General features: G+C 38.1%; 21 protein-coding genes. 6 read left to right on the forward strand and 15 right to left on the reverse strand.

The window, feature by feature from the left end; all coding sequences use genetic code 11:
- Positions 1-21 precede the first annotated feature (21 nt).
- Positions 22-3,078, reverse strand: coding sequence for a SusC/RagA family TonB-linked outer membrane protein (locus tag ACSZOX_RS01465; RefSeq protein WP_437917965.1), 3,057 nt, complete (start codon positions 3,076-3,078; stop codon positions 22-24).
- A gap of 585 nt (positions 3,079-3,663) precedes the next feature.
- On the opposite strand from ACSZOX_RS01465, the gene ACSZOX_RS01470 reads away from it, so the two are divergent.
- The 3 genes from ACSZOX_RS01470 (at position 3,664) to ACSZOX_RS01480 (ending at position 8,127) form a co-directional block, all read left to right on the forward strand.
- On the forward strand, positions 3,664-4,698 hold the full coding sequence (locus tag ACSZOX_RS01470) for a sensor histidine kinase (RefSeq protein WP_437917966.1): 1,035 nt from the start codon (positions 3,664-3,666) through the stop codon (positions 4,696-4,698).
- The gene (locus tag ACSZOX_RS01475) at positions 4,688-5,404 is read left to right on the forward strand and encodes a LytR/AlgR family response regulator transcription factor (protein ID WP_437917967.1); all 717 of its coding nucleotides are present in this window, start codon (positions 4,688-4,690) and stop codon (positions 5,402-5,404) included. Before ACSZOX_RS01470 ends, ACSZOX_RS01475 begins: the two co-directional genes overlap by 11 nt.
- A 146-nt stretch (positions 5,405-5,550) precedes the next feature.
- Positions 5,551-8,127: a TonB-dependent receptor domain-containing protein gene (locus tag ACSZOX_RS01480; protein ID WP_437917968.1), complete on the forward strand. Its 2,577-nt coding sequence runs from the start codon at positions 5,551-5,553 to the stop codon at positions 8,125-8,127.
- Positions 8,128-8,198: 71 nt separating this feature from the next.
- Here ACSZOX_RS01480 and ACSZOX_RS01485 read toward each other — a convergent pair whose 3' ends face one another.
- Entirely contained in the window at positions 8,199-8,945 is a 747-nt protein-coding gene (locus tag ACSZOX_RS01485; protein ID WP_437917969.1) for a head GIN domain-containing protein, read from the reverse strand.
- Between the two features lie 193 nt (positions 8,946-9,138).
- Between ACSZOX_RS01485 and ACSZOX_RS01490 the strand changes: the two genes are divergently transcribed.
- Both ACSZOX_RS01490 and ACSZOX_RS01495 read left to right on the forward strand, forming a co-directional pair.
- Positions 9,139-9,789: a class I SAM-dependent methyltransferase gene (locus tag ACSZOX_RS01490; RefSeq protein WP_437917970.1), complete on the forward strand. Its 651-nt coding sequence runs from the start codon at positions 9,139-9,141 to the stop codon at positions 9,787-9,789.
- A 127-nt stretch (positions 9,790-9,916) separates the two neighbouring features.
- On the forward strand, positions 9,917-10,429 hold the full coding sequence (locus ACSZOX_RS01495) for a hypothetical protein (RefSeq protein WP_437917971.1): 513 nt from the start codon (positions 9,917-9,919) through the stop codon (positions 10,427-10,429).
- Between the two features lie 91 nt (positions 10,430-10,520).
- On the opposite strand, the gene ACSZOX_RS01500 is transcribed toward ACSZOX_RS01495, so the two are convergent.
- The 13 genes from ACSZOX_RS01500 to ACSZOX_RS01560 form a co-directional block, all read right to left on the reverse strand.
- Positions 10,521-11,411, reverse strand: coding sequence for a DUF5777 family beta-barrel protein (locus ACSZOX_RS01500; protein ID WP_437917972.1), 891 nt, complete (start codon positions 11,409-11,411; stop codon positions 10,521-10,523).
- A gap of 8 nt (positions 11,412-11,419) precedes the next feature.
- The gene (locus tag ACSZOX_RS01505; protein WP_437917973.1) at positions 11,420-11,968 is read right to left on the reverse strand and encodes a YceI family protein; all 549 of its coding nucleotides are present in this window, start codon (positions 11,966-11,968) and stop codon (positions 11,420-11,422) included.
- A 24-nt stretch (positions 11,969-11,992) separates the two neighbouring features.
- Positions 11,993-12,292 (reverse strand): hypothetical protein, encoded by a 300-nt coding sequence (locus tag ACSZOX_RS01510; RefSeq protein ID WP_437917974.1) that lies wholly within the window; start codon positions 12,290-12,292, stop codon positions 11,993-11,995.
- 65 nt (positions 12,293-12,357) lie between these two features.
- Complete coding sequence (locus ACSZOX_RS01515; RefSeq protein WP_437917975.1) at positions 12,358-12,768, reverse strand: OB-fold protein; 411 nt, start codon at positions 12,766-12,768, stop codon at positions 12,358-12,360.
- A 12-nt stretch (positions 12,769-12,780) separates the two neighbouring features.
- Complete coding sequence (locus ACSZOX_RS01520; protein WP_437917976.1) at positions 12,781-13,608, reverse strand: Omp28-related outer membrane protein; 828 nt, start codon at positions 13,606-13,608, stop codon at positions 12,781-12,783.
- Between the two features lie 91 nt (positions 13,609-13,699).
- Positions 13,700-15,277 (reverse strand): DUF6029 family protein, encoded by a 1,578-nt coding sequence (locus ACSZOX_RS01525; RefSeq protein ID WP_437917977.1) that lies wholly within the window; start codon positions 15,275-15,277, stop codon positions 13,700-13,702.
- Positions 15,274-15,771, reverse strand: coding sequence for a peroxiredoxin family protein (locus ACSZOX_RS01530; RefSeq protein ID WP_437917978.1), 498 nt, complete (start codon positions 15,769-15,771; stop codon positions 15,274-15,276). Before ACSZOX_RS01530 ends, ACSZOX_RS01525 begins: the two co-directional genes overlap by 4 nt.
- 42 nt (positions 15,772-15,813) lie before the next feature.
- A complete protein-coding gene (locus ACSZOX_RS01535) occupies positions 15,814-16,284 on the reverse strand; it encodes a DUF4625 domain-containing protein (protein ID WP_437917979.1) in 471 nt (156 codons plus the stop codon).
- A gap of 91 nt (positions 16,285-16,375) precedes the next feature.
- Positions 16,376-18,091 (reverse strand): RagB/SusD family nutrient uptake outer membrane protein, encoded by a 1,716-nt coding sequence (locus tag ACSZOX_RS01540; protein WP_437917980.1) that lies wholly within the window; start codon positions 18,089-18,091, stop codon positions 16,376-16,378.
- A gap of 43 nt (positions 18,092-18,134) precedes the next feature.
- Positions 18,135-21,596 carry a SusC/RagA family TonB-linked outer membrane protein gene (locus tag ACSZOX_RS01545; protein WP_437917981.1) on the reverse strand — a complete coding sequence of 1,154 codons (3,462 nt, stop codon included), beginning with the start codon at positions 21,594-21,596 and terminating at the stop codon, positions 18,135-18,137.
- 125 nt (positions 21,597-21,721) lie between these two features.
- Positions 21,722-22,687, reverse strand: coding sequence for a FecR family protein (locus tag ACSZOX_RS01550; RefSeq protein WP_437917982.1), 966 nt, complete (start codon positions 22,685-22,687; stop codon positions 21,722-21,724).
- A 98-nt stretch (positions 22,688-22,785) separates the two neighbouring features.
- Positions 22,786-23,367 (reverse strand): RNA polymerase sigma factor, encoded by a 582-nt coding sequence (locus ACSZOX_RS01555; protein ID WP_437917983.1) that lies wholly within the window; start codon positions 23,365-23,367, stop codon positions 22,786-22,788.
- A 380-nt stretch (positions 23,368-23,747) separates the two neighbouring features.
- Positions 23,748-24,131 carry a winged helix-turn-helix transcriptional regulator gene (locus ACSZOX_RS01560; RefSeq protein ID WP_437917984.1) on the reverse strand — a complete coding sequence of 128 codons (384 nt, stop codon included), beginning with the start codon at positions 24,129-24,131 and terminating at the stop codon, positions 23,748-23,750.
- Between the two features lie 130 nt (positions 24,132-24,261).
- On the opposite strand from ACSZOX_RS01560, the gene ACSZOX_RS01565 reads away from it, so the two are divergent.
- The gene (locus ACSZOX_RS01565; RefSeq protein ID WP_437917985.1) at positions 24,262-24,738 is read left to right on the forward strand and encodes a cupin domain-containing protein; all 477 of its coding nucleotides are present in this window, start codon (positions 24,262-24,264) and stop codon (positions 24,736-24,738) included.
- The last annotated feature ends 140 nt before the right edge of the window (positions 24,739-24,878 follow it).

Below are 24,878 nucleotides of genomic sequence, written 5' to 3' on the forward strand. Positions count from 1 at the left end.
AATCATGATCCTCGGTAAAATCTATAACGTCACCTGAACTCCAAATTGAAATGTTTTAGGTTGAGGAGGCGTTCCAAATGAACCTATCCCTTGTGCATTTGCATTGCTTGTTACATTCGATTCTGGATCCCCCGTGTATTTAGACCATAAGAATAAATTTGAGCCTAGAAAGTAGATTCTTGCATTCGATACCCCCACTTTTTGAAGCAATGGCTTTGGAAGTTTGTACCCAAAAGATAATTGCCTTAATTTAAGGAACGAAGCATCTTCCAGGTATCTACTATTTGCATCAATAGTGTAGTTTAAACCTACGGAAGTCAAGCGGGGAACATCTGTAACATCACCTTCTTTTTGCCATCGATTCAGTACATTTTTAAAAACACCCCCGCTACTTGGATTCCGTTCACGGAAATAACGGTAGAGGTTTAGTGAATAATTCCCATATTGAAATCCAAAATCCACACCTAAATCAAATTGTTTGTAGGTGAATGTATTACTGATACCGCCATAGAATTTTGGATAGGCATTTCGGAACACCTTTCTTGCGGAGGTCGGAAGTGAACCATCCTCAAGCTGCCCGTCGAATACTGCATTTCCTGTAGCAGGATCGACATAGAGCTGTTCATAAAGCCAAAAGGAATTGAGTGAATAACCCTCCTTGAGAATCACCCAATCCCGCGTATATTGCGTGATCTGTGTAGGGAGTTTCTCGATTTTATTTTTATTTCCTGATATATTAAAACCTGTGCTCCAAGAAAAATTCTCCTTCTTTATGTTGATAGAGTTTATGGAAAGCTCATAACCCTTATTACTAATCTCACCAATGTTGGCCCAGTAATTCGAGAATCCTGAAGCTGCAGCTATCGGTTGTTCTAAAAGGAGATCGGAAGTATATTTATTGTAGACATCGAAAGTTAATGACAGGCGTTCATTAAACAATGAAACATCTAGACCTAAGTCAGTTTGCGCCGTCTTTTCCCAACGTAAATTGTCATTTCCCAATTGGTATGGACCAACACCTGGTAGCGAAGCTCCGAAAGAATCTGCATAGCTGTCTCCACCAGACCATAGGCCTCTCGCTGCAAAATTGCTGATGCCAGCCTGATTTCCTGTAAGACCATAAGATGCTCGAATTTTCAGGTCATTTAGCCAAGAGATATTCGTTAAGAAACTTTCCTTACTAATTCGCCATCCAAGCGAAAATGCAGGAAAATATCCCCATCTGTTATTGGCGCCAAATTTAGACGATCCATCTGCACGTAAGGTAGCCTCTGCAAAATACCTATCTGCATAGTTATACCCAGCTCGTCCGAAGAACGACGAAATTGTATACTTACTCCAACTTTCGGAACCTTTGATTGTAGCAGCTGAAGAAATCAGTTTATAACTATCATTTGCAAATCCATTCCCTTCTAAATAGGAGTAATCAAAAACATTGCTTTGTAGCGTATTACCGATCAGCGCATTGAATTGATGTTCTCCAAATCCTTTTTGATAGGACAACGTTTGTTCATTGATCCACGTGCTGTTTCTTGTGATCCCAGAGGTTGCCTGATTGTCGTTCGCAATACCAATACTCGTTTTACTATTCCAATATTGGGACTCATCATATAAATTGTAATCTGTACTGAAGCTTGACCTAAATTTCAAACCTTTTGCTATTTCCAATTCAGCAAACACACTTCCTACATAGCGAAGACTTACGGTATTAACGTCGTAATTATCGACTAAGGTATAGGTGTTATCTGTCCCGTTGAGTGCGCCATCATCTGTAAAAATGGGCACATTGGTAGCTGTTGCAATAGCCGAATTAAACAAACTTACCTGAGGACCATCACCGGTTCTTGCTTGATTTCGATAGGTTCTGGAAAAATTGTTGGTCAAACCGATCTTTATACGTTTAGTCAGCTGTTGATCGAAATTAAATTTAACATTCGCCCTCGAAAAATCAATCACTTTGATAAACGCTTCTTGCCCTGTGTAACCTGCGCCTACGTAGAATCTAGATTTCTCACTGCCTCCTTGTATCCCTACACTATAATCTTGTAGCCTACCGTGCCTAAGCAAGAAGCCCAATCTATCGTATGTTTCTTGATCTTCAGGGTTCCCCTTTCCACCTTCCGATACAGGCCTGTAGGGTCTGTTTTCGTAAGTCTGATTTAACGCACTATTGTCGTTCCCCGAATTGATCCACCATTCGTTGGCCAAAGTGGCTGTTTCAGGTCCAGTAGCTAGTTCTGGTAAAAGGGATTTATTGGCCTGAGCCCAACCACTTTGTATATTGAGATCAATCTTCGTCCGACTTCCATAACTCCCCTTTTTTGTCGTTACTATAATTACGCCATTCGCCCCCCTTGAACCGTATATAGCCGTTGCTGCAGCGTCTTTCAAGACCTCAATAGATTCAATATCAGATGGATTAATATCTGTTAGAGGGGATGTCGTCCTTCCCCCTAAACCTATAGTTTGCAACGAAGTATTATTCAGGAAAACACCGTCAACGATATATAATGGATCACTGCTCGAATTTATAGAAGTCGTTCCCCGCACACGCAAGAAAATACTTTCTCCAGGCACTCCCGAGTTCGTGGTTACCTGCACACCCGGTATTTTCCCCTGCAGTTGCGCATCGAAGCTTGCTACGGGAATTTTATTTACTTCCGCAGCATCTATTTTTGAAATGGATCCAATAATATCCCTTCTCTTCTGCGTGCCATAGCCAACGACAACCACCTCATCAAGATTTTCTGCTGATGGTTGTAATAAGATTTTGATTTCAGGGTTGCTTGCTATGATACGCTTAGGCTTATAGCCTAAAAAAGAAACATTTAATGTAAATGGCAACTTCTGTCCCGTTACAAATTGAAAACGTCCAGCATCATCTGTCTTAACGCTGTGCGTTACACCTTCCAATTGTATCGTGACTCCTTCAATCGTTTGGTTAGTAATGGAATCTACGACCACACCCGTTAAAGTCGCATTAATTAATGGTTTTGATTTCTGAGAAAATAATGGCAGGAATAACCAATTTGACAAAATAATTGCCAATGAGTATCTCAATACTCTTTTTATAGTCATGAGTATCTTATTTAATAGTTAATAATTGCAAGTGCCAACGCCAATTGATTACTCGCTTTAAAGAAAATAGAAACAGACGTTTCTTAAATGATTCGATTTAGTTTAGTTTAGCCTAGCTACACATTCGCTCACCGAGCATTTCTGGTAACAGAGCAACATTTTTTTTCGTTGTAGGGGTTTGATTGTTGTACAGATAATCCATAACAAAACGTGTGACTTATTCTAGTAAATTAATATAAGGAGCCTTCAGTAATTTAAACAGTCTGAGGGGAATCTCCAGGTTGATTTTATTTTTGTTGTTCGTTTGACTTCACAAATATAGAAAACAAAAAAATAAAGTCTACTATTTTTATAGATATTTTTTTTCAAAAAATATCTACAGCAGAATTAGCCCACTTAAACATCCTTATTCGATGATTTTATCTACAAGAGCATGTTCACCTTTCTATTTTTTGCAAACAGATAGAAAAGTGAAGATTAATCATTTCACTCATTTCGCCCCTACACGATGACGTTGCATATAAAAGTGAATTTATGTAAGTTTGAAAAGACCCGCATAAAGTTGAAAGCTCGAACGAAATACATATGATGATAGGCAGAATATTTAGGCAATTCTATTTGCATATTATCACGTGGCTCATACTATTGCTGCTCCCTTTTATCACCTATCTTTATGAGCCCAACAAAATAGCTGATTTTGATCCCTATTTTGCGAAGGCTCATTTCATCAATATCATTTTTCTGGCCAGTAGTTTCTATTTTCATATATATTATATTGCGCCCAAATATTTTTTTACCAGAAAGAAAATTTTTCTTTTTCTTTTACTCGGTCTTACTTTCTATATCGTTCTTAATTTTTTGACCATACGTTTCAATCCTGCTACAGTTACCTCGTCTTCGAAAGAAACAATGTCGTTCATCCGTCTATTTGTTGGCCCTACAATTGTTTACGCCCTATGTATAATTATTGCCTCTATGGTATTTCTATACGAAGAACAGGCAAGACAAAAAGAACTCAACAAGCAAATTAAACTCGAAAAAACTACTGCAGAACTTACGATGCTGAAGTTGCAGATCAGTCCACATTTTCTGTTCAATACATTGAATAACATTCGTTGGCTAATTCGAAAACAGTCGCCAGATTCGGAACATTCCATCATAAAGTTATCGGAGATATTAAGGTATATTATCTACGAAGTCGATGGACCGAAGGTTGAATTTGTAAAGGAGATTGAGCACATGAAAAATTTTATAGCATTACAAACGCTTAGACTTCCAGTCAAAGGAACTATAGCGTTGCAAATTGCCGACGATATAAAAAACAGGCTCATCCATCCCTTACTTTTCATACATTTTGTCGAAAACGCATTTAAATATGGAGTTGATAGTAAAACATCCCCCGATATACAGTTTAGTTTCTATGAAGATCCTCATGGCATCACTTTCGTTTCTCGTAATAAAATTTTGTTACACAATTTAAACCCGCAAACCGAAGGTATTGGCTTAACGAACGCCCAACGCCGGCTACAACTGCTCTACCCGAACAAGCATCATTTGTCCATACATCGGGATGAAGAATATTTTGAAATAGTACTGCAATTAACCATCGATGAAGATTAAATGTATACTTATTGACGACGAACCATTTGCACTAAATCTATTAGAAGATGATTTACTCAGCTTTAGTCATATCGAAGTGCTGGCAAAGTTCTATAGCCCAATAGATGCGGCCGAATATTTACTAAAAAACGAAGTGGATGTATTATTTTTAGATATTCAAATGCCTGAAATGCTCGGAACGCAGTTCATTAGACAATTGGAAAATCCGCCGCTTGTAATTTTCACCACAGCCTATCATCAGTATGCTGTAGAAGGTTTCGAGCTAAACGCCATAGACTACCTGTTAAAACCGATAGGAAAAGAGCGATTAACGCTTTCGCTTCGAAAAGTAGAAGATTTGATAAGACTTCGCAAAAACCAAATACCGCAACAGGATAAAACGTTTATTGTGATTAACGTAGAGTATCAAAAGACTAAAATCTTTTTTAATGAAATCAACTATATTGAGGGACTAAAAGATTATGTTAAAATCTATCTAAAAAACCGTGCTCATCCATTATTGACCAGAAGTAATCTGCGCGGTATGGAAGCAAAGCTTCCTTCTTCACAATTTATAAGAATTCACAACTCCTTTATTGTAAATAAACTCAGTATCAAAAAGATTACGCAAACCAAACTTCTACTCCCCGATGTAGAATTACCCATCGGTAAAAAATATGCCGACAATATAACTTCATTTGATTGGGCAAACGCTATTAAAAAATAAACGTCTTAACAGCAAATCGATTGGTATACACATTAACCCGTTTTGTATACGGATTCTTGTAATCCCCCTAAATAGTTCTCAATTTTGTTCCTTAATTGGCATTTGTTCCTAGTAAATAAAAGCCAAGTTTATATAAAAGAGAAAAGATGAAGAGATTAATGTCATTACTTATTATGACCTGTTTTGCTTTAACCATTTTTGGGCAGCAAGTCACCAATCGTCCCAATTCAGCACCCACAGGTAAGCTCTCGGGGCAACTTGTGGATGAAGGGGGAAAACCCGTGTCACAAGCTTCCATAAACCTTCTTAAAACAATAAAGGACAACAATACAGGCCTGGAGAAGGATGTATTGGTAAAAAGTTTAAGTTCGGATGAAAATGGCAAATTTAACTTCAGTGAAATTCCTGTTTTTGATCAATTAAAACTTAAAATTAGCTCTATTGGCTATACTCCGTTGGAACTTCCCGTGGTATATGAACTACCAAAAATGGATTCCTCTAACAAATCAGGAGGACAACCCGACCCGGCTACATTAGCCAAGCTGATGGCGGCATTTGACAAGAATATTGGTTCGATACCTTTGGAGACTGACAGTAGGCAAATTGACGAGGTAACAGTGACAGCACGCAAAGCCTTATTGGAAATGGATATAGATAAAAAAGTGTTCAATGTTGAAAAAAACATTGTATCGGCAGGCGGGACAGCAATAGATGTGCTACGAAATGTGCCTTCGATTCAGGTGGATATCGATGGAAACGTAAAATTGCGGAATGCAAGTCCTACTGTTTTTATTGATGGCCGTCCTACAACACTTTCATTGGATCAAATTCCCGCTGATGTGATCGAAAAAGTAGAGGTCATTACAAACCCATCCGCTAAATACGATGCGTCGGGTAGCATGGCTGGTATCTTGAATATCGTACTGAAAAAAAACAAGAAAACCGGGTATAACGGCATGATCAATGCCGGTGTTGACCGCTTTGGAGGGTCGAATGTAATGGCGAGCTTAAATGCACGTCAAAATAAAGTGAACGTATCGTTTACAGGGATGAATATGCGTATGCGGACAAACGTTGACGGAAATAGCGAACGTACAAGCGACATCAATGGTATCAGTTCTCTAGTTAATCAAGATATTGAGAGTAAAACAAAAGGCATGATGACTTTTGGTCGTCTTGGAGTAGATTATGATTTCTCCGAACGAACAAGTTTATCTATCGCAGGAATTATTGCTGGAGGAAGATTTAAACCCAACGAAATCACCGAAATAAACACAAATTCAGAAGGTATAAACTCAATCAGCAACCGGATTTCAGAAACAGAACGTAGTTTCAAACCAAGAGGAATCCAAGCGGCTTTCGTTCAAAAGTTTAAAATAGATGGTGAAGAATTGACCGCTGACTTCAACTATTTCGGTGGAAAGAACAACTCATATGGACTGTATACGACCAATTATCCAAGCAACGGCAGCTCACAGATACAGATCAATGATGGTTCTGGAGATAATCAATTTATTACTGCTCAGATCGACTACGTAAGACCTTTTAAAAATGGTATGAAACTCGAAACAGGCCTACGAGCTCAAATTAACAATTTACAAAATATCAATCAAAATAAAATAAAAGCGGCCGGTGAGGATGATTTCGAAGATGTTGCTGCTGCATCATCGAATTATGATAGCAAAAACAGTGTCTACGCAGCTTATGTATCTGTCGACGGAGAAATAAAAAATTGGTTTTCTTACAAAGTGGGGCTTCGTGGTGAGCGTTCTATTTACAACGGAGAGTTGTTAAATACAGGCGAAAAATTTAGCAACCGCTATCCATTAAGCTTGTTCCCATCTGTCTTTTTAAGTAAAAAACTTACAGAGAAAGATCAGTTGCAAGTAAGCGTGACACGTCGCGTAAATCGGCCAAATTTCTTCCAAATAATTCCTTTTATAGATTATACAGATAGCTTAAATATTACCCGTGGTAATGCAGATCTTGTACCGGAATTTACCACCTCAGGAGAGTTGAGCTATAGCAACACACATAATGGAGGAACCTTTTTGGCTTCTGTGTATTATAAATATACCGATAACTTGATCACTCGCTATTTAACTCAGGAGTTAAATCCTATCACAGATAAGTTAGACTATATCAATACCTATATCAACGCACGCTCGAGCAAAAACTATGGTGCTGAATTTACCTACACAAAAGGATTAAAGAAATGGTGGGATCTAACGGTAGATATGAATATATACAATTCCGAGATAGAAATCGATGAGGAGACTTCCTCAGGAGATCTTTGGACCGTATTTGGTAAATTAAATAATACCTTTAATTTGAAAAAACACTGGAATATACAGCTTTCCGCTGATTATCAAGGAAAAACCAATGTACCTGTAAGTCAAAAACAAGAATTTGGCCCACCGATGTCTCAAGCACAAAGCTCTTCTCAAGGTTATATCAAACCTTTCTATGGTATAGATTTCGCAGTAAAGAAAAGTTTCCTGAAAAATGAAGCCGCATCCGTTACGCTCTCTGTTAACGATATCTTTCGAACAAGAAGCAATACGATAGTATCATATGGAGAAGGATTCTCGCAATCTTACTATAGGTTATCGAATCCCCAGCTGGTTAAATTAAATCTTTCTTACCGCTTTGGCAAAATGGATATGAACATGTTCAAAAAGAATAAAAACCAGAATTCAATGGAAGGTATGCAAATGCAATAAAAAATTGAGTATACAGTAAAAAGGGAGGCATATGCCTCCCTTTTTACTGTATATATACCTTTCGGAATAATTTACTTCTGTTCAACCTGACCACCAGAGGATTTATCTATCTTCAGTTTTTTCGGTTTTACAACATAATACACTTTTCCTGAAGAAGATACGTCGGCATTCAGTTCTTCAGAAACATTGATAGTTACTTTGGCAGACGAGCTTGCATCTACATTTGCCGTTTTAATTCGCATATCCGTCATGTTCACATTCGCAGATGAACTAATATCTACAATTGCTCTATTCGCTTGCCCCAACAAGTTTAATTTACCGGAGCTAGAAGCTTCGACTTCCAAGAAATTTGCATTTATCCGTGCATCAAAACGACCGGAAGATGTAATTTCTAAATCTACTTTTTCGGCCGTGATATTGCTCGCAAATAATTTTCCTGAAGAATTCACATCGATATCAATTTCAGAAGTTTTAATGGGATCCTCTATACGCAGAGACGCGCTAGAAGACACTTCTACATCACTTAACTTCCCATTGGAATAGACCGTAACACGATTAGGCTTCTTCGTCCGAATAGTAGAAAACGACTTATATCTAATATGCAATTTCCCATACTCAATTACCGTTTCTATTTTTTTTAGATGATCGGGGTCCTCTACCTCTACGACGACTTCATTACGATCTGAAACAATATATTTTGCCTCTATAGAGGATGAAACAGCAACGCCCTCTAATTTTCCAATTTTACGTACTTCTTTGTGTTGCGCTTGACTAAGAGTGACCAAAGTCACAAAAGCAAGGGTTAGTATTTTTTTCATAAAGTGGTATACTTTTGTGAATAATCTTTAATATTTGATTAATAAGGTTAAAGGTATTTACAATTTCTAAAAATAACAAGCGTTTATTTATCGGCAATACCCACCACTCGTTTTGCATCCCGTATTTTTTTTTTCAATACACTCTTAACAAAGCTCCTATGCAGAAAGATAATCTTTTGAATATCTTTGTAAAATGAAAGAGAAGGATTTAATGACGGAAATCTGGGAGTCCACATTTCAAGAACACCAAGCACTATGGGGCTTTTCTCCTACGCTGTCGGCAAAGCTTGCGAAAGACTTTTTTTTAGAAAAAAATGTAAAAAACATATTAATTCCAGGTATAGGCTACGGTCGTAATGCAAAACTGTTTATAGATCATGGAATCGAGGTTACAGGGATTGAAATTTCAAAGACAGCCATAGAGATGGCGCATACCTATTACGGTAGCCAGATGAAGATTCACGAGGGATCCGTTACTTCTATGCCCTTTGATGATGCAATATACGACGGTATATTTTGTTATGGCCTATTGTACTTATTGGATAAAAACCAACGTGCAAAATTCTTAGAAAACTGTTTTAGACAATTGAAAAAAGGTGGTTTCATGTTTTTTTCTGTCATCTCAAAAAATTCCCCCAATTATGGAAAAGGCTTACAAGTTGACGAAGACACCTTTGAAGTGACGAAAGGAGCACGAGTGTTTTTCTACGATTTAGAGGCTATAAAAGAAGAATTTCAAACCTATGGTTTGATAGATTTTATAGAAGTTGAAGAAATAGCCAATCCAGAAAAGCCAAACGTAAAGTTCAATTTCTTTACTGTCTACTGTAGAAAGGGTACTTAAAAAATACGGATAATTCAGATGGTCATTTTTGGCATAATAAATGCACATTTCGGTTCGTTAGCATAGGAGAGCAAATTACATCCTCGTTCTTTTTGAAATGATCATTTATAAACAACAAAATCACGTCATGAATTTATTTTTTAAACATTTTCGAGTATTTCTGTTACTCGCTTTGTTAGGGACTGTCTTCGTAGAGAGCAAAGCACAGGGTACAGACGAACAACGCTTCAAGGTAGAACTGAAACTCGTTGCTTCCAACAAAGAGGTTCTGATTAAATTAAACTCCGCATCTATAAGTTTTGCAAGGTATCCTTCGGTTTTAGCGGCAGCAGCAGATACTGCAAAAACAAAAATAACGGACGATGGAAGTAAAACCATATACATCAATCTGGATGGTGCAAACATCGGAAAGGAAGCATTATCCGTTCTAACGAAAAGAAACGCATCCCTGAAAGGAATAATCACCGTTACAGACAGCTACAGCAAATCGATCGTCAAAACTATGGAATTCAACGACGCCACCTTAGTCAATTTTTCCGATCAAGTTTCCTCCTACAGCTATACAAGTCTGCCGGGCAATATGGGATTCTCCTTAAGCAGCAAATCGATCACGATTGATGGTATCGTCATCGAGCCTTAAAAGTAAACAAAGGGAGCCTAAACAGGACTCCCTTTTATTTTGAATTGGCGTTGATTCTATATTAACAAAAAAAAGTAGGGAACAATAAAACTTATTGCTTACGCAGTGTAAATACGCGCGAAATATTAAACCCGAAATGAATCTCCCCTTTCTCCCATTTTGACAATGTGTTGGTAAACATCGATCGTTCACTAATACCCGAAGCATTCGAGAGGAAAAGTTGAAATACGTGTCCCCCGGTTTCAATATCTAGCCCTAAAGTAAAAGGATTAGCATTGCCATTGCGTTGAAACTGCTTTGGGACATAATAATACTCCATTGTCAACGCGATTCTCTTATTTAACTTGTATCTTCCACCAACCCCTAGTGCATACAATGTATTTTCTTCGGAAGAAAGGTTGGTCATATTAAAATGCATCAGTGTTGGTACGAGCTGTAGGCTTAGATTCCGATTAAATTTCCTAGCCAAGAGGAGCTGCTGGAGATACGAAACTCTATTCATAAAAGAATATTGTTGTATCTCTCCTTTTTCCGTGACAACATATATGCCTCCAACGTAGCTTAGCGTCAGTGGAAAATTCCGTTTTCCCTGCTTCCAAATAGCCCCTTTTACAAATCCATCGAATTCTTTATTTAACGTACTTCGACCTATCCCTACCATCCAGTCATTAGTAATTCCATAATCAAACCCGATCCGCGTCACCGCATTATCCAACCCCAAAAAATTATTTACACCATCGCTTACACTCCCAAACCTATGGTTAATACGCATATCCAACACGCCTATTTTACATTGTTCTACTGTGTGACCATTGGCTATTCTTGTTGTTTTGAAGGTTGCTGTTGTCTCATCGATTCCCTTTTCCCATTTCGAAACATCATCCTCAAATGCTTGAAATAACGAATCAATTTCTTGTGCAGCCATATCAAAATGAACGAAGATTAAGATAAAAAGAAATGCGATACTCTTAAAATATATCATAGTTATATTTATTGCTTTGAGAGTAACGTATGAACATTTATTTGTATAGCTTTAGCCAATTTCTTTTCGACTAAGCGCGGAATTTCTATTTCATAATCCGCTAGCAATAGGGTAAAATTTGCCTCCAACAAAATTTGATGATTATCTTTCACCGTTATAAAACCAGGTATTGCCACTTGTTTTTCTTTATTTTTGATTTTAATTACCCCTGTCGTATTCACATTGTATTTACCTGTTTTAGCAAAATCAACATGAGCAATATTTGTAACCGAAAACTTATAGGTGGCCTTCGGATACCGATCGCTCTCCAAATAATTTTCATTGAAATGTTCCTCTAGGAGCGCATTTTTAAACCTAAAAGATTTAATCGGAATAATAACCTGTCCCCTACCTTCATTTATAAATAGCTGTGCAGCTACGTCATTATTTTTTGCTTCAATAAGCTCCTCGGCGGCTTCCGATCGAAAACTCACTTGTCCACTTCGCGTTAGAAATGTTTGCCCTTGCGCAGAACCAAAAAAGAGGAAAAGGCAAAATAAAAAAGCTGTAACCCGCATAAGATCTAAAATTTTTATATTCGTTTAATTGTTCAGTGCACCATCTACTATCCAAGCTGTGATTTTTTTTATATTACAGTCGGACAGCTTGGAGACCGACTTGGGCATAGGTGATACCCCTGCTTCATGATTGATACTTTTCAAAAGAAGACCGTTATCGACCTGTTCTTTTAATTCGGAATAAGTTGTCAATGGAAAAGTTAAAATTGCTGAAGCATGATGGCATCCATTTATCGCACAGGAAATATTCATAATTGGGCGAATACTGCTGCCGTAAGAAACATTTTCTACATTACAATTATCCGAACCTGAAAGTTCTTCCAAACTATTCTTATAACAAGAAGAAAAAAAGCAAACAAGACTTAACGCGCAAAAAAGACAAAACACTTTCATAACTGATTTAAAAATTTACATTGACTCAAAACAACAACCAACGTGTAGCCACTACAAAAACCACTGATAGTTACCTTATCCCCTACATGAACGTGTTCATTACTATCGATCAAGGTACATTGAACGCCCAAGAGTGTCGTTTCTCCTTGTAGAAGAATTACTTGTTTTCCATCATCATTATAAGATATATCTTTGACCTCCCCTTCCACAGTCAATGGTTTGTTTAAGTATTTTTTATTCGCCGTTTGCTCGTCTTCCTCAAACAGTCGGGCAATTGAAACCGCGTTCACCTGTGTTGTTTCAAAATTTTCAATTTTCCGATGGGGCTTATTCCAGAATAACCCGTAAAAAACAATACCCGATAGAAGTAATACAAACACGATATAAGTCCATTTATTCTTCAACATGCACACGATATATTAGAAAGTTACGGATTGCCCGATATCTACAGATCTGCTATTCAGCACTACTCTATCAGAAAATCCTTTGGCTTCGACAACATAAGCGACAACGGATAAATTATCAATATTAACACCGTTCGGCACCGAGTAAGTAAATTTCTTCGAGTAGATTTCATCATCTACAAGCGTTCCTATAAGGTCTCCAAAATAATTTTCACTAAGGAAAGCACGTAACACATGATTATGCTCATAGTTATCTATCCATTGCAAACCACCATCTACCAAATCAGCCTGTTTATAGATAATTTTATTTTCCAGGACTGCAACTGCTAAACGATAGTTTGCCGTGTTTTTTTTGTTATTGGCAATACCTGCTACAATTTGCACTTGATCATCGCTAGTCTTAAGCGTGCTGATACTTATACCGACTGGCGATACTGCATCGAAACGAGATAAAAAAGAACTTGTAGTCGCATCAAATGATCCCACAGTAACCAGATCTTCGCGTTGATCCACGATTACAGCAGGATATCCCGTAATATTATAAAAGTAGTTTTGAAACTGCTTGTATCCTTTAAATTCCATAGGATCCTCCTCTTCTAATCGACCATGTACACTAATTATATCAATCCTATTTGGAAATTTTTCGTTAGCAGCGATCTTGAGCACTTCCGTCACGGACGGACAATACACGCAGTCAAAAGAGACAAATTCCATGATCAAAACATTTTTACCGCTACTGTTATTGATTGCTTCTGAATCTTGCCCTTCTTTTACGCCACTTCCTTTCGTACATGCAGAAAGGATAAGGCAAAGAAGAAGGTATTGGTTTAGCATAATTTTCATTCGAATAAATAGTTAAAGGTTTTAATAGTTGAAAAACATAATAGTGAACTACTTCAAGTAATTTCGGGCGAATTAGGCATTCAAAAAATATTTAGAAAGCCGATACAATAGATAGATTGAGCCCTGTATAAGCTGGCATATACAAACAAACCCCACCCGCACAGATTATTCCTTCTCGATTACGTCCATATTGAGCTGCAAACCGTGTTCGAGTTAGCGAATAACTGCATCCAACCTTATAATAGTGAATACCTGTTTGCCCATAGTTAAACATATCACCTATTAATACAGCCGATCTGGCTGACAACGAAAGTTCCACCAAACCTGCTACCCAATTTTTTTGATAATCTTTACTCCAAAGATGCTGACCTTCGAATCGTAGCGACTGTCTATCTGTTGTTTTCCAAGTAATATCTGCGACAGCAATCTGTGATGAATATTTTGTATCTTCTTTTCCAATCACAATAGGGTTGTATTGTTGTGCGGAATAGAGCATCCGAAGAAACCAGGTTTCACTAAGCCGCCTTTCCAAATCCACACCTATATCTTGATAGTAAAGCCTATCGCCTTTGGCAAAAAAGCGGTATCCATTTTCGACATCTCCTTTGAGGTTATAAAAGCTTGCGACATTTAAACCAATCTTCGTCCCATACTCTCCTCCAAACCATTGCCAGTCTTTTAACCGATAATGCAAATCCAGTTGCCCTCCAATCTCTCCATTCCCCATTGTATTATGTGGGTTCAAAGTGGCAAGGGAGTAACTATATTGTTTAGTCAATGCAGGCAAATAATTTAAATCACGACCTATCCCTGTAATATCCCTTGTCGTTCCAAATTGCATATATTCCAGTCGTCTAAAAGTTAAAGAGCTAGAAAATCCAGCTTTACTATAATCAAAATCGACAAGAAATGCACTTCCATCTTTATTCAGATCAGCACTATAGGTACTTTTGTCTGCCGTTTTATAAGCATATTCACCGGTTAGGGAAAATGCTCGAAACTGCCAATTTGCGTTTATTGAATACGCTCGGACATTAGGGTTGATATCCGCTTGTCCAGTATAGGGTACATACCTGTCAATGATGCTAATCTCCGAATTCAAACTCGACTGTTCCAGCTTAAGTAACCTATCGATATAGAGGTAAAAATCTAATCCTTTCACCGTCGATTCTGCCTTCTCCATGAAAGACCTTGGTCTACCAACAATCCCTTTTATTACCGCAACATCGCCAAAACTATAGGTAACTCGAACACCTTCAAGAGCAGTATTTAAGCCTAGTGCCCGTTCTTCATAGCTTCTTAAAATCAGACCATGCCCAAATTGCTCATAAAAATCTCCGACGGTAACAGAAAAAGCACTGTCTTGAAATGAAGCATATTTAAAAACCAAACCATTACCATGAAGTGAAGTGGGATATCCCTGCAAAACAGGCAAATAGGCCTCGTATTGTAAACCTCCCTTCAACTTATGAAACTGAAAATCCAATTTCAGATAATTATTACTGCCCAATTTATCTTCAGGAACAGCGGCCTTTGTCTGCCCATCTTCCAAATATCTAATCGTACTCGTTTCAAAACTCCCCGAAACATAAGACTGCGTGTAAGCATCCAACTGAAGAAAAGAAAATATAATCAACACAAAAAACCGACTCCATATGTTGCTATTCATTTCAACCCTTTAAGAATTTCCAAAACCTCAATTTCATTTCCAGGATAATAGCCCACCCGAGAATAAATCACCTTGCCATTTTCGTCTAGGACAAACAATTGCGGAATCATATTTACTTGCAATGCGCGTTTGAATTCCTGATTTTTATCAAGAAGAATATAGAAAGGCCAATCACGACTTCGTACTAAAGGACGTACCCTAGACGCTGTTCTCGTATCATCAATGGATACAGCCAACAGCTTAAACTTCACCTGAGATTGCCACAGCTTCCAATTTTCGGCAAAAGCATCCAGTTCTTGTATACATGGTTTGCAAGCTGTCGTCCAAAAAGAAACTACAACGGGAACTCTATCCTTCAATATCGCCTGTGTTTGGATACGATCTCCTTTCAGTGTCTCCATAGAGAAATCTGGTAACTGCTGTTGTGCAACAGCAGTACCAGTTAACAAACAAAAGATAAAAGTCAATAGCATCACATATTTTATATCTTTCATATTCGCTACCGAAAAGTGATTCGTTAAATAGCAGAGACCAAATTAATGTTCATGAGTATGTTCACCACTTCCGTCCCCTTGCTTCACCGTAAAATCAGACTCTACTTTTCCAACCTGTCCTTTCTGATCGGTAACTTTGATTATCAGACGGTACTCACCTATTGGAGCATCATCAGATAATTCTGGGTGATCGTGATAAGTCACTTCCTTTTGTCCCACGTAATCTCCTGTATACTCTTTTTTAAAACTGTAAGTACCATAACCGCTAGTTTGGTAAGCTTCCAGTTCGATCTTAGCGACGAGACCTGATGCGACAATGTCAGCCTCAAGATGTATTGCTTCTCCAATAAGTACAATCTTATCATCCGGTGAATCATGTGTTCCCAAATGTACCAATGCTACGGTAGGAGCTGCAGGTAATAAATCTTCGTTACTGTTACTGCAAGAAAAGAGGAACAACGCAAATAGATTCAAGAAACATAAGAAGGTCCTCAGTATATATTTTTTATCCATAATCATATTTTTTATCATGTTTTTTAATTCAAATCCGCTTAATAGAAAGCGAAGGTTTGCCACCTCTGTATAAATCGGCAAACCTAATTTTTTAATAACCTGGATTTTGAGTTATTCCTAAATCATTACCAGAAAGTCCTTTTGGTATTGGAAAGCGGTAGAATTTACCACTGACATTATCTGTTTTCGCATGAAGGTGTTTATAAATTTTTGCAAAAAACGGATAATTGGTTTTTACAGTACCCGAAGAAGTACCGTCGTTCTCGACGCCAAATTTACTAGCAATAGACTCTACGCTCTTGTACTGATCTTTATAATATTCAAATGTAGGAACATCAGCAAGAACCGTAGAAACAAGCTTACGCCAACGTACCAGGTTTGACCAATGGCGTTGTTCAAAAAACAATTCAAGATACCATTCCTCTTCCAACTGGGCATGTGTCAATGTCGTATAAGTCTCCAAGCCGGCCCGCTCACGGAGTTGGTTTACCAAGGAAGCAGCTTCGCTAGCTCTTCCAAGCTGTAATAGCGCTTCTGCTTTGATCAGCAAAACCTCAGCATAACGTATCTCAATCCTGTTAATATCATTAGGTTGTCCAGCTTCAGAGCCTGGTGCTACTTCGGTCAACACACTATTACGATGAATAAATTTGCCGATGCGCGGAGAAGTAACCGGAAAAACATAATCGTATCCTTTATAGTCTGCTGTTTTTGTCGGACTAGCGACTAAAGGTTCATCTTCGTTATATAAACGGGTCAAGAGAGAGAAGCGTTTGCGTTTATCTGTATCCGAAAATTTTTCCAATAAAGAAACATCTGCCGGACCAATATGGTTGTCTTGATACAGATCAAAGCGGAAGGTAAAAGGACAATGCGTTTGATGGTTTCCCTGTGCATCACCTTGACCATCTCCATCATGGTGAATCGTAAAGATATGTTCAGGCGAAACATTCTCAGCTGGCACACCAAAGTTATCTTCAAAATCAGCTTCTAGTCTAAAGTTCCCACTATTGATTACTTTATCAGCATATTCTATAGCTTTCTGTAGTTTATCAGTATCCCAAGTTGCAGCAGAGGGATCAGTCTTGCTTGTGGCAATAGTTCCCACTTCATTTTGAGACAAAGGTTTGCTGGCCCAGGTAAGATAGGTCCTCGCTAATATTGCATTAGCAGCGCCTTTGCTAGGATTAGAACGCTTTTGATCAAAAGCTGGCAAACTTGCCTCTGCTTCTGTAAGATCCTTTACGATTTGGCCATAAACATCGTCGATAGAGCGACGCGTAGTCTGTTCAGCCGTGGTTGATGAAGTTGTTAAGATAAGCGGTACTTCACCCCAAAGATTGGTTAAGTAAGAATATCCTAACCCCCGGATAAACTTGGCACGGGCTCTTGCTAAATCAATCGTCTCTTGCGAAAGATCTCCTCCTGCCTTACTGGAATCCGCTTTCTCAATGGTTCGATTTGCTTCACCAATACTTACATAGAGATAATTGAAAATTTTAGTAGGATACCAATTGTTTACATCGGTTTTAAATTGACTAACCAATGGTCCCGCCTCATCATCTGTTCCTTCAAAACTAATGGTATGCTCTGATGTCGATTCCAATAAAAAGGAATAAGATGAGCTTAGGCGTTGCCATGGTGAAAAGGCCGCACTTGCAGTAGCCAATGCCTCTTGATTGGATGACCAAGAAGATGCTCCAGTGATCACATTTGGATCATCTGAAGTACTCTTTTTACACGAATGTAAAGCCAGCGAGCTCAACGTTATAGCAGTTATAACGGCACGATTAAAATACTTCTTCATGATATTAATTATTTGATTAGTAAAACTATTTGATTTCAATAGATTAGAATGTTATACTTAACCCTGATAGAAAAGTTCTGGGCATCGGAAACGCACCTAAATCAGTGCCTTTCGCAATTTCAGGATCATAACCTTTATAGCCTGTGATGGTCAAAAGATTTTGTGCGGTTGCAAATATGCGCAAGCGCAATGGCCATTTTTTTACGGGCTGTCGTCCTTGACCAAATGTATAGCCGACCGTCAGTGTCTTCAATCTTAAGTAGGAAGCGTATTCTATATAGCGGCTGTCTACCTCAGAAGACAGTCTTGAATTCGTTATCCTTGGTACAGTCGTAGATGGATTATTCTCTGTCCAGCTATCCAACAATACTGCCGAAGCATTATACGCATCATTCGGACTCTCTAAATATCTTCGTAACTGATTATAAACACTATTACCCGATACGCCTTGCAGCAAAACAAAAAAATCAAAGCCACGATAATTTACAGCGGTAGAAAAACCATAAGTTAAATTTGGCTGAGTGCTTCCCAACACAATACGATCATTCAGATCAATATGATTATCCTGATTGACATCCCTAAATTTAGGGTCGCCAGGCTGCAGGTTCGTATAAGACGGGGTTGTAGGCAACGCCGTTACATCTTCATCTTTCTGCACAACGCCCTCAAAGAGAAGCCCTGAAAAAGAGCCAATAGATTCCCCGACCTTTAAAACCTCTACCCCTAATTTTTTCTCCGTTACACCATCGTAAAGTTCTGTTATGCGGTTTCTGTTATAGGCTATGTTTCCAGATAGTGTCCATTGAAAATTCGTCCTCTGAATAGGAGTAGCATGGAGTGAAAACTCAATTCCTTTATTCGTCAAATTCCCCACATTTCTCAATTGTTCATTTTCTTCACCTAATTTTGGCGGAATTAACAACAATAAATCAGAGGTCTTCTTTTGGTATACATCCAAAGTCGCAGCTATTTTATTTTCAAAAAAGGCGGCATCAATGCCCACGTTATACTGTTCCGTCGTCTCCCATCTTAAATCTTCATTACCACTGTTTCCAACCTTATAAGCAACCTCATCTCCGTAATAAATTGCTTCCAGCAGCTGCAGGTACTCATAGTCTCCAATTTCCTGGTTACCTACATTTCCCCCGCTTAATCTAAGTTTCAAAGAGCTTAAGTTTTTCACATCTCGAAGGAAGCTTTCATCACTTATATTCCAAGCCAATCCCAAAGAGGGAAAAAGTCCCCATTTATGATTTTTCGCAAAACGGGTGGAATAATCGCTTCGAAAATTAGCAGTCAAATGATAGCGGTCGAGCCATGCATAATTCACACGCCCTAACAAAGAATAGAGCTTACTTTCCGTAGCACCGCTTCCAATAGGTCTACTTCCGTAAGGCTTTCCATCTTGAAGATTATCTACACCCAACGATTCATTGGTAAAACCCGAACTCAGCGTAGAAATATAATTTGTTTTGGTATCCTGAAAAGTAAAACCACCTAAAACATCAAGGGAATGAAACTGGTTGATTTTTTTGGCATAATTCAACGTAAACTCAGACAATAAAATTTCCGACCTTTTATTGCCGATTCCACCGATTCCGCCGGGTTCAAGACCAAGAGCTGTATATGATGGTGAAAAATATCGTTGCGTAACATGTCCAATATTACTCCCTACGCTCACTTTTGCTGTAAGTTCTTCGATCGGCTTGTATTGTGCATAAAAATTTCCAAGGAAGCCGGTGTAGATCGTTTCTGCGGTGCTATTGTTCAGGTCTGATATTGGATTAGCCGTTTTCTGTCCTTGACGTAAATAAGCATACTCAAATGGATTGTTGTAATTATATTCACCGGTATTGGTATAAAAGGGAACCACAGGAGGTATATACAGCGCATATGTTAATGAATTTGCGATACCCGCTGAATAAGGCGAACTATTATAATTTACCTCCTCGAACGTAGTTAGGCTATTCTGTGTACTCTTATTTGCCGTTAAACTAAAGCCTACCTTGAGTCTAGAAAATACTTGGCGGTCATAATTTGCTCTCCCAACGAAGCGCTTAAATCCCGAATTAAGTACTACTCCATCTTGATTCAAATGATTCCCCGAGATAAAATACTGTGATAATTCGTCACCGCCACTGATAGACACCGCATGATTTTGAGATATTCCCGTCTGCAAAACCGCATTTTGCCAATTGTAACCTTCACCCAAGCTTGCAATCTCATCATCACTATAGCCTGGTTTATTCAGAAAATAATCTTTCTGCAAACGTGCCCACTGTTGTGCATTTAGCAGATCCAGTTTCTTCGCAGAATTTGCCGCACCAAATGTATATTGATAATCCACCACACTTTTATCTTTATCGCCCCTCTTGGTCGTTATCAGAATAACGCCATTAGAGCCCCTAGATCCATAAATAGCTGTTGCAGAAACATCCTTTAGCACATCTATCGAGGCAATGTCAGCAGGATTAAGCATATTCAACGGATTAAATTCTCCATCTATGCCTCCGAATCCAGTTTTTGTAGAAGAATTATCACTGAAATACAAAAATCCATCAATAACATACAAAGGGTTGTTACTGGCATTCACAGAATTACCACCACGAATACGTATTGTCGCGGGAGCTCCAGGCTGACCAGAAGCCTGCGTAACATTCACACCAGCTACCGCACCTCCCAACAATACGTCTACGGAAGGAGCCGTGTTATATTCTAAATGTTTCTTAGATACCGACGCTATCGCTCCTGTCAGATCTCTACGACGCTGTGTACCATAACCTACGACAACGACTTCATCAAGGATATCACCATCATCTGGTATCAGCGATATCTCGAAAAAAGTAAACGCGCCTATCTGACGTTCTATTGTCTTATAACCTATTGAAGAAAATACAAGAATACCTGTGGCGGCTGCCTGAAGATCAAATTGTCCATCTTGGTCTGTCGTCGTCAGGCTATTTTCTCCCCGCAGAGAAACCGTTACCCCTGCCAGCGGGTCGCCACTTTCATCCACGACTTTACCTCGAATTGTGGTCTGTAAATTACTTGCTTTGGCAGATTTAGTATTACTATCTCTCAATATAGCGATATGCTTTCCTGTGAGTGTATAACGATATCCCAAAGGCACCAGATGCCCTCGTAAAAGCTCCCCAATTGTATATCTTCCTCCTTTTTTTATCGTGATTTCCTTTTCCTCAGCAAGCTCTTTCGAATTGTATATAAATTTATAACTGCTTTGTTGTTCAATAAGTTTAAAAAGCAACGGAAAGGAAGTAACTCCTTTTTCTACTTTTACATAAGCAGATGATATATCTTGGGCTATACAACGATTCGAAAAAGCACCTAAATTTAAAATCAAAAGACAAAATGCCGTTATAACGATGTCTTTTTTAGGTATGCTTTTTAAAGATCTCCCCCAGTCTTTACAAACACGACTGGTTAGAAATAATAAGCCAAAGAATACCCTTTGCAAGAAAAATCTTACATCATTCTGTATATTCATATACTATTAATTATTGATTATTTGTTGACTATCCCTCTATTCTATATGTGTCAAAAATTGTTCATATAGCTTTAATAAAAATTTATATTATATATAGATTTAGTAGATTTTAATTGCAAAAAAAACTAACATCCTTTTCCTGAAATCTGCACACGTTTTCCTTCTTTATCATATTTCACGGTAAGGTTATTTACTGATGATATAATATCCAGAACTTCTTCTAACCTAACATTTTGGTCGAACACCGCGGTATAAATACACTTATCTAAGTTATTTCCAATGATTATAATCTCCTTGCCATACCATCGGGACAACACAGCTGCTATCTCTTTCAAGTTTTTCTCTGTAAATTGCAGTCGTCCAGAAGCCCATGCTACCGCATCATCTGCTGCCGTCTTTTCTACAGAAATCTGACTTGAAGTTTGATAAGATAGGTGGTCGTTAGCTACTAAATAATATACCCTATCTTCACCACGTTTTCCAACTTTAACCTTACCAGATTTTACAATAACATCTACACTTCTTTCGCGAGGAAAAGCTTTAATATTGAATGAAGTTCCCAATACCTGCGTTTCGATGTCACCACTTTCAATTTTAAAGGGTGAAGATGGATCTTTCTTCACTTCAAAATAGCCTTCGCCTTCAAGAATAACATTTCGACCATCAGCGAAATCCTTCTTATACTTAATTGTCGACTGGGCATTTAACCATACGATAGAACTATCTGGCAACATGACCTTCTTCACTTCCTCTACGGCCGCTGTTTTTGTAATATAAACGGCATTATTATTCAGAAAGAACAACCAATACCCCAATGCAGCTATAAAAAAAGTCGTAACTACACTCGCTACAGCAGATAACCATCTATATGGTCTCACATATACTACAGGGTTATTCGGATGTACATTATGCATTATCGCTTCCCATATTTCTGCTCGCAAAGTATCAAAAGAAGTATCTTCTTCTATTTGGAAAGGCTGTGCTTTTAAAGACGCTAAATACCAGCGTTCAAGAAGCTGCTTTTCTTCAGCAGACAATCTACCACTTTGGTATTTTTCTAAAAGATGTACTATCGCTTCTTTTTTATGCATCGTTATATTCTTCCCTTATTAAATGTATGACAGGATAAGTAGAGCTTGGTAGTAGAAAAATTTTATTTTTTTTCAAAAAAAGTAAAAGCTATACGATTTTACTTACAGAAGTAAATGATAATCAACAGTAAATCAGTTGAAAGATGGAGCTTACGCTTGAGAATCTTTATAGCATTGTTGATTTGCTTTTTTACGGTTTTATCCGAGATATTAAGCTGTGCAGCTATTTCTTTATGGCTTAACTGTTCTGTTCTACTCAATTCAAAAATCTCCCGCATTTTCGAAGGCAATAAGTTTATTTCTGCTTCCACAAGCTTGATCAATTCTTTGATGTCAAAGTTATTTTCTGTGGTTGGAGCATGTTGAGCGAAAAAATACTGCATAGACTCGATATAATGGTCATGCACTTTACTATGTTCAATAATATTAAATATTCTATTTCGAACCGAAGTATGTAAGTAAGAATGAAGTTCACCATGTATCTCAATCTTATCGATTTTTACCCAAAGTGTTGTAAACACTTCTTGTACCACATCCTTTGCCATCTCCACATTATTCATCATCTTTTGCGCATGAACAAATAGCTTCAGCCAGTAACGGTCATAAATCTCATTAAAAGCTATCTTATCTCCTTCAGCAAAACGTTGAAAGATCTCTCTATCGGATAAATCTTTATACATAATCAAAACTTTAAGTCGCAAATCTGCCACGACTAATCAATAGTTATATCAGCCTATACTGGTTTGAAAACACAAACAGCTGGGCACAAATCATAGAATTAAGAAAGGAAAGGAGCCGATTTAGCGGCAGTCCACAACGAATGGTATAAGTATTACCTAGAAAGACATTCGCATTCGAGAAAGATCATTCGCATATCGATCAGAAAAACGAGTAAAATAACAACTGCGAGTTAGCATTAATTTCTTCATAAACTGTTTTTAAGTTAAGTACTTTCGTCGCCAACGCCTATTGAGAAACGAATATGAGGCAAATATAGAGCAAAAAATAAAATCTACAAAAAAAGTAGATTTTATTTTACATCAATTATTTCAAATTATTCTTACTCCTTTTCCTCTGAATTTCGAATCACCAGACGATGAGTCATCCCCCAATCAATAAGTATTTCCGTCACAGGGAAGACCGATTTGCCATAATCTGTCACGGCATATGTCACACTAAGCGGTTTTGTTTCTTGGACAGTTCTCGTGATAAGATGATTTGCTTCAAGTTCTTTAAGTTCTTTGCTAAGCATCTTTGCTGAAATACCTTCAATACCTCGCTGTAAACTTTTGAAATTGATCAAACGGTCGGTTCTATTTGACAAATAACGAAGGATCATAAGCTTCCATTTCCCTCCCAATACATATAGGCTATCCCTTAATGCCATCAATTTCTCTGAACAGGAGCTCGTCCGTTTTAGTACATTATCTGTTACTTCTTCCATGTGGTGATATTGAGGTTACCGGTTACCTTGAGTATACCTATGGCAAATATACTCCATTTAGTCCATAATTTTGAACCACTCGATAATGGTCCCGACGGATGGCCTTATCCTATTATCAATCAATAAAAATATGGACATAACAAAACAAACTCCCCGAAGAATAGTTACAGGCATACAAGACGGAAAATCAACAATCATAGAAGATCGACTTGTAGAAAATGTCGTCGAACATTTTCCTGGGCTTTTTATTGCAGACGTCTGGAATACTGGCAACATGGCCTCTATTCTCGATCTTTCTCTACCGATTCCCAACCTTCCATTTCCAGAGACGCCCAAAAATGGGACGTATTTTCGGTATGTAGTTATACCTCCAGACACATCACTAGGTGTTACCATAGCCGAAGATAAACCACATCCACTCATGCATCAAACCCATACATTAGACTACATCATTATTCTTTCCGGTGAGTTATATCTGATGATGGAGGATGGTGAGACAAGGTTGACGGCGGGAGACATCGTGATACAACGCGGAACGAACCACGCCTGGAGTAACCGCTCAGATAAACCTTGCATACAATTAGCAATTTTATTGGATGCAAGCTAAAGTAACTTAACAGGCGCAATTGTTCTAATTACTTTTTGAGCGCAATTTTCATGATACTAAAACAAGCCCAATTATAGCATATGCATAGAAGATACGAAGAGCGTCGACATCGATGCGCTCTTCGTATAGGGAAAGTCAGC

It is taken from the genome of Sphingobacterium sp. LRF_L2 (genome assembly GCF_965644235.1).
Classification (GTDB): Bacteria; Bacteroidota; Bacteroidia; order Sphingobacteriales; family Sphingobacteriaceae; genus Sphingobacterium.